Genomic DNA, 6,060 nt, shown 5'->3' on the forward strand with positions numbered 1-6,060 from the left:
CTGATGCCGTGGATCCGGCTGTTGGGGATGTCCCGTTCCGGGTTGACCAGCGTGCTCCAGGTCCCGGTGACGGTCCCGTCTGCGTCTGCATGGACAACGGCCACTTCGAGGACGCGGTCACGGTTGGTGAAACCGGTGGTCTCCACATCGACGACGGCGAAGGGCAGTGCCTGATTCTGTGTAGTCACAGTGAAGAACTGTAGCGTGGAGACTGGACAGGTCGGCGCCGGACACCGCCGCTGAATGGTGTGACTGCAGTCGGCACCCCGCAGCGACCGGGACCCGGAACGTCTGCCCTGATGAGGCCTGTCGGGGTCGGCTGCTACGAGACCGGACCGGGGAGCCGCCGTCGTCCGGGATTCAGATGCCCGAGTGTCCATCGGAGATCATCGGTTCCGCCATCGGGTCATCGGCGCACTCCTCACCCCTGCTCACCTCAGCTGCCCATGTTCCCGGAGGAAGCCGATGATCTGCCCCACTCCCTCCGACCAGTCGGTGATCCGCGGCCCGTCGACTTCCCGGTTGTACTTCTGGTCGGCGACGAACACCGGCCACCCCTCCTCCCGGAGTGCGGCAATGTTGGCCGGCGAATCCTCAACGTAGACGTGTGCCCCGACGCTGTCCTTCAGGCCGGTGAAGCACAGGGACATGTACGGGATGCGGTGCTTTTCCAACCAGGCCACGGTGTCGGAGACCACCCGGGCATGCTGTCCGCCGATGAACAGTCTGTGGGTGACGATCCGGACGTGAACGCCTGCCGTCGACAGCTCACGGATTGCCTCGGCCGCCCCAGGAATGAGCGGGAGGCTCCGGTAGAGCCCGGCCTCCACGGCTGCCCGGTGCACCCGCCGGTAGTGCGCGTAGTCGGAGAAGGGCCAGGCGTCCACGATGCTGTAGATGTCAGGTTCCGGAAGCCCGTCGGCGATGACGCCGAAATCCGAGGCCGCGTACGGGCGCAGCCCCCCGGCATAATCGGCGATGACGCCGTCAACGTCGAGGCCGAGAACCGCTCGGCCGTTGATCGGACGCAGGACGCCATTCTGTTCATTCACGGGGCGTCACTGTACCGGAGGCCCCGGACAGCTCCGTACCTGCGTTGCGGGCCCGCCCCGCCAGTTGCTCCCGGTGCGCCGGATCAGTGAGGTAGTGGCAGTCAAAAGCCCCGGTCTCGGTCACGGCGAGAACACTCCGCCGATCCTGGACCGGCCGGTCGAACAGACGGTCCCGCCGGGGACAGTGCCGCCGCAGCCCAGGCCAGCCCGATCGCGCACCGGGAAGGCCCACCGACCTGCCGGGACAGTCGGTGGCTGCCGGTGGTGAAGAACAGGGCACCGAAAACAGCGGTGAGCAGTGTCTCCAGGGCGAGGAACACGCTGAGGTTGCCACCGAAGTGATCGTCACCGCTACCGTGCCGCTGAACGGGTTGCCCGGGAACCCACCGACACCGTCACCCCACAGGAACCGGCAGAGGACGACAACCACTGCCGCGACGATGCTCGAGATACCTGCCTGCCACCGTTGTTCCGGAGTCAGCGAAACCCGCAGCGTCCGGACCGGATCGGCACGGTCGAGCGGGGGTTCGACATGGACCCTGTTCTGGGAGGCCCGGTAGAATCCGTCCCGGTCCAGGTCACTGTGCCTGTTGATGCGGTGGATACCGGGGTGGAAAGGAATGGTCTCCACGGGGAAGTCCGTGTCGGTCGGATCGACCAGATGGGTCACCACGGGGGCGGTGATGGACTGGACCACCGCGTTCTCGGGTGGACTGAATTCCAGGTGGGTACTGCGTGCGGTGGCCTGGGAGTACCGAATGAGGACTTTCCGGGTGGGGTTGAAGATGTTCAGGCGACTGTCGTCAGGTTCCACGTCACAGGCCAGTTTCACGACGGTGCGTCGGCTGGTGGTTCCTGTCCACACTTCTTTCTCGTCGGCCACGATGCACAGCAGGTAGCTGTAGGAGACAGTGGAGAGCAGGACACACAGCAGTTCCAGGTCGAGCAGGGCCCCGGGGTCAGAGGACGCCGGATGCTCGGCGGCATAGAGGATGGTGCGGGCCAACAGGTCCACCGCCGGGGACGTGTCCAGGACATAACTCGGGTCTGTGCCCGTTTTCTTCATCTTCGGTAGGCGGACCGGAACAGTCGCCGACTCCCCACCGGAAGGCTCGTGGTCAGCGCACAGACAGTGGACAATCTCGCCGAGAGCCTCGAACAGCTGGTGCCGGTGGTCTTCCTGGCGCCGGTCGACGGTCCGATCATTGAAGTGTCCGCGGTCCACCCCGTGGGTGTTGATGAGGGAGAGAACAGCATCGGTGACGACCTGACTGTAGTCGTACTGCGCTGGAGTGGCTTCGGTTGTCGGGTTCCCGGCCTCCGCCTCGCGCCTACGGTCCGCCGCCACCATCGCCGCCATCAGTTCCACCATGCCCACCCGGTCTGCCAACTGCTTCACCGCGCGGTAGGTGATCATCAGGTTCTCTGATGAAGAGATGGTAGGCATCGCCCTGCCTTCGGTGTCCCTGATATCCAGGTTCACGAGCATGCCCCGGCGCAGGAACAGCAACGGAACATTGACCTGGTGGGTGAGGTTACCGTCACTGTCGCGGCGTCGGAGTTCCGGGCTGACGGGTAGTTCCACGTCGAAGCTGAAGTGGCGGCGGGTCTGGGCGTTGTCGAGGACGCGGATGTTCTCCACCCGGCGGTGGACCCAGCTCCAGTCGAAGAACCAGCGCAGCATGGTCGTCTCATCTGCGGCGGGTTCAGCATCTGCCACCCGGTCCCGACTGATGGCCAGCCCCTGGCTCGGCGACTGCCCACCGGCCGTCATCGCCGCCAGACCTGCCAGCAGGGTGGAGCTCCCTTTGAACACCCCGCCCGCTGCAGTCCGCCAGTTGCGGAACACGTCCGCAGGTCTTGAAGTCATGTTCAAACCGTACCCGAAGTCCGTGTAGTTCCCTCTGATCTGCTGAGCGCCGTCTCAATTCAATAGCATCATCGGCCGACATCGAGAATGCGGGGCACTCGTGACCGTCGTGCTCTGCGGAGAATACTGCTCCACCTGTCGCCGACGTCATCTCGCCGACCCGGGAGCTCCCGACGTCTGCAGACCACCGTGTCCGGCCCCTGCCAGTTGGCGTGCGGGACGCCGACAGTGGTGATGAGGCGCCGCTCCCGTCGTCTTCCTGTGAGACCGTTCGATGTATCGACGGCAGAGCCTTCCCTGTCCGGTGAATCCCCTACAGTGATGGCCATGACCACCACAGCAGTCTCCACTTCCCCCACCTCCTCTGCAACACCCGTCCCCGTGGCCCGCCCCGATGTCTGGTCGATGCCGGACACCGGCGCCGAATGGTGCGACTGCGGGCAGCACCACCCGGTCGACCGGGACCTGGTCCACCGTATGGTCCTGCGCAGTCTCGGGGCCACCCCGGAGCGCATCGAGCACACGGAGATCTGCCGGGTGCTGATGGACATGTGGTGTTATGTCGAGGTCTGCGAGTTCTTCCATGACTCGGTCTGCCGTGCCTCCGAGCAGATCAACGGTGAGATCTCCTTCGACTATCCCCTCGCGGTCGGCGAGGAGATCATCGCCTACTTCTCGAAAACCTGGAACGGCTGCCCGGTCGAGGCCTGCGCGGGAGGCTTCGACGAGGTCGGACCGGACCGGTAGTCCGCCACGGCCGGCGACCACCTCGTCGCTGGCCTGGAGGCCCTCGCCCGTTCCGATCGGAAGGAGCACCCCAGGAATTATTCGGTTCTCTTGCCTGCCGGCCGGGGTGTCGTGACTGTGGATTCGAACCCGCATGACCTGAAGTTCAGGCTCAAGCCTGCGAAGACTGACCTGACCGGCACCGAGATCCATGAACCGGGCCGAATGCGGAGCGGACCCGGTTGTCCGGGCAGCGGTGGTGGTTCAAGGGGTTCGTCCAACGCGGCACTGGCACGGTAAGACCGGTGTCCCGGTGGTGATCACGAACGGTCACCCGAAGACGATGACCTCGCGACTGACCGGTACAGGTACCACGTCCTGCGGCACCTGACCGAAGACGGAACACCGGCGACCACAGTGACGTCCCGAGATTCCACCCCCACCTCTACGCGTACCAGACCCGAACAGGTACTGTGTGAACAACGTAAGAGCGACCCCGACCGGCTTCCACCAGGACATGCCTCTACGTCGCACGAGTAATCGTGCTGCCTGGAGACCCTTTTGCCCCTGCTTCGGACGACTGCCGCAGAGCTCCTGACCCACTTCGCAAACCCGAAGGACCTCGGTGACCGCAAGGCCACCCAGGCCGGATACGAAGGACTGGGTCATTCCCCGGCCGAGCGCCGCTCCTGGGAGAACAGCCTCCCCGAGCTGGCCAAGGTGCTCAAGCATGCCGGGCTCGAAGATGTCGACGTCCTTTTCGAGCAGAAGCTCCCGCTGAACTCCAAGCGGGTGGACGCCATCATCGCCGGCACCAGCCCAGCGACCCCGGCTGCACCCGTTGCGCCAGGTCGACACCTACCGGGACCTGCTGACCAACTTCCTCACCATCTTCGACGGCCACCCCGAGACCGTCCAGGGTGCGGTCTTCCTGCACAACGTGAGCCAACGCGCCGCTGTCGCCGAACTCGATGACTACCACTCCGATCTGTGCTCGGAGATGTTCATCGGTGCGGACATCGAGACCTTCGCCGCCTTCCTGAAGACCCGGGTCTCCCCCGTGCGGGACGCCGGCGTCGTCGACAGGTTCATGGAGTCCGCGGTGGCACCGTCGCAGCAGTTACCGACCTCGGCGGCCGCGGAGATCCGCGACCGGGAGCAGTTCGTGCTGCTTGACCGTCAGCAACAGGCCGTTGACCTGGTCCTCCACGCCGTCGACCGGGCGGACAACAAGAGGGTCATCGTCGTCTCCGGCGGTCCGGGGACCGGCAAGTCGACCGTGGCCCTGTCGCTGCTCGGCGAGCTGTCGCGGCGGGGCAAGAAGGTCCTCCACGCGACGGGGTCCCAGGCGTTCAAGCAGACGATGGCGAAGGTCGCCGGTCACCGGCACCGCGCCACGCAGGCGAAGCTCAAGCCGGACTACGAGGCCTCCGAGTACACGACGCTCAAGCGCCTGGCCAGGAAGCAGGAGCGGGAGGGTGTGCCCGCCGACGCGAGAAGCAGTGCGGTCCAGCGTCTGCGCAACGGCTACCGTGTCCTGCTCACCCGCGGGATGAAGGGCGTGGTGGTCTACTCCACGGATCCCGCCACCCAGCAGTTACTGAAGAGCCTCGTCAACCCGGAGTAGACCCCCTTCTCCAAGCAGAGCACTCAGCGCTTCGGGTGCCCCGGTGCCCACTGAAGCTCCTCGGGCAGACAGGAAAGGGTCATCGGCTCCACGTTTGGGTCATCGTCATACTCGTCTTCCCACAGAACGCGCGCCCGGATCCTCCCGCTGAGGTTCTCGCCGATGACGACGGCCAACCTGCCCTGCGGTCCCAGGGGGACGATGACCCGGTCACCCCGCTTCGGGTGGATGACAGCTCCGCTACTGGTCATTACTTCCACTCCTGTCTTCTTCGGCATTGAATGCCACGCCAATCAAGTGTGCCGCAGTCACCTCGTGGAGGGCAACCACCAGCTGCTCAAGCTGGTTACGACAGTCCTCCCGTCGTCCCCGGTCCAGAGCATTTCCATCGACGAACTTCTCGAATTCTTCCTCATTGCTGTGCGCTGTGGCATTCCGGACCGAGGTGACGAGGTCGAGCGTCTCCCTCCATCCGCGATATCGGTCTGCGTTTCGGAGTTGGACACTCTCCCACGGACTGATGTCGAGCTTCTTGAAGTCCCGTGCGATCGTGACCGCAGTCGCATTCTGTCGGTCCAGTACTCGCCCGGATTCCAGGATCAGGGCAACAGCAGCTCGAAGCCTGGAGGGCAGTACAGCCATCTGATCCAGCAGGTCATCGATGCACTCCCGGTGAAGATCCCGATAGTACCCCTGAAACTCTGCCGCCAGTGCGACGTGCAACACGCCGACCTGCGCAGGTGTCGCACCTCCGTCACCGGTCACCTTCCTCGACAGCTCACTGA

At 64.8% G+C, this 6,060-nt stretch carries 7 protein-coding genes; 2 read left to right on the forward strand and 5 right to left on the reverse strand.

Annotated elements, in window-relative coordinates:
* From QZV72_RS06860 to QZV72_RS06870, 3 genes are all read right to left on the reverse strand, one after another.
* Positions 1-188: exonuclease domain-containing protein (locus QZV72_RS06860; RefSeq protein ID WP_297006582.1), on the reverse strand; the 188-nt coding region annotated here is incomplete at its 3' end.
* Between the two features lie 243 nt (positions 189-431).
* Positions 432-1,052, reverse strand: a complete 621-nt coding sequence (locus QZV72_RS06865) for a 5' nucleotidase, NT5C type (RefSeq protein ID WP_297006583.1) — start codon at positions 1,050-1,052, stop codon at positions 432-434.
* The gene (locus QZV72_RS06870; RefSeq protein WP_297006585.1) at positions 1,045-2,922 is read right to left on the reverse strand and encodes a hypothetical protein; all 1,878 of its coding nucleotides are present in this window, start codon (positions 2,920-2,922) and stop codon (positions 1,045-1,047) included. The genes QZV72_RS06865 and QZV72_RS06870 overlap by 8 nt, the downstream gene beginning before the upstream one ends.
* Before the next feature lie 327 nt (positions 2,923-3,249).
* On the opposite strand from QZV72_RS06870, the gene QZV72_RS06875 reads away from it, so the two are divergent.
* Complete coding sequence (locus QZV72_RS06875) at positions 3,250-3,669, forward strand: hypothetical protein (protein ID WP_297006587.1); 420 nt, start codon at positions 3,250-3,252, stop codon at positions 3,667-3,669.
* A gap of 820 nt (positions 3,670-4,489) precedes the next feature.
* Positions 4,490-5,275: a DNA/RNA helicase domain-containing protein gene (locus QZV72_RS06880; RefSeq protein WP_297006589.1), complete on the forward strand. Its 786-nt coding sequence runs from the start codon at positions 4,490-4,492 to the stop codon at positions 5,273-5,275.
* 23 nt (positions 5,276-5,298) lie between these two features.
* Here the strand turns inward: QZV72_RS06880 and QZV72_RS06885 are convergent, their stop codons facing one another.
* The gene (locus QZV72_RS06885; RefSeq protein ID WP_297006590.1) at positions 5,299-5,526 is read right to left on the reverse strand and encodes a hypothetical protein; all 228 of its coding nucleotides are present in this window, start codon (positions 5,524-5,526) and stop codon (positions 5,299-5,301) included.
* Positions 5,516-6,060: hypothetical protein (locus QZV72_RS06890; protein ID WP_297006591.1), on the reverse strand; the 545-nt coding region annotated here is incomplete at its 5' end. The genes QZV72_RS06885 and QZV72_RS06890, both read right to left, overlap by 11 nt.

Origin of the sequence: uncultured Corynebacterium sp., from assembly GCF_902782855.1 — a bacterium.
GTDB lineage: Bacteria > Actinomycetota > Actinomycetes > Mycobacteriales > Mycobacteriaceae > Corynebacterium.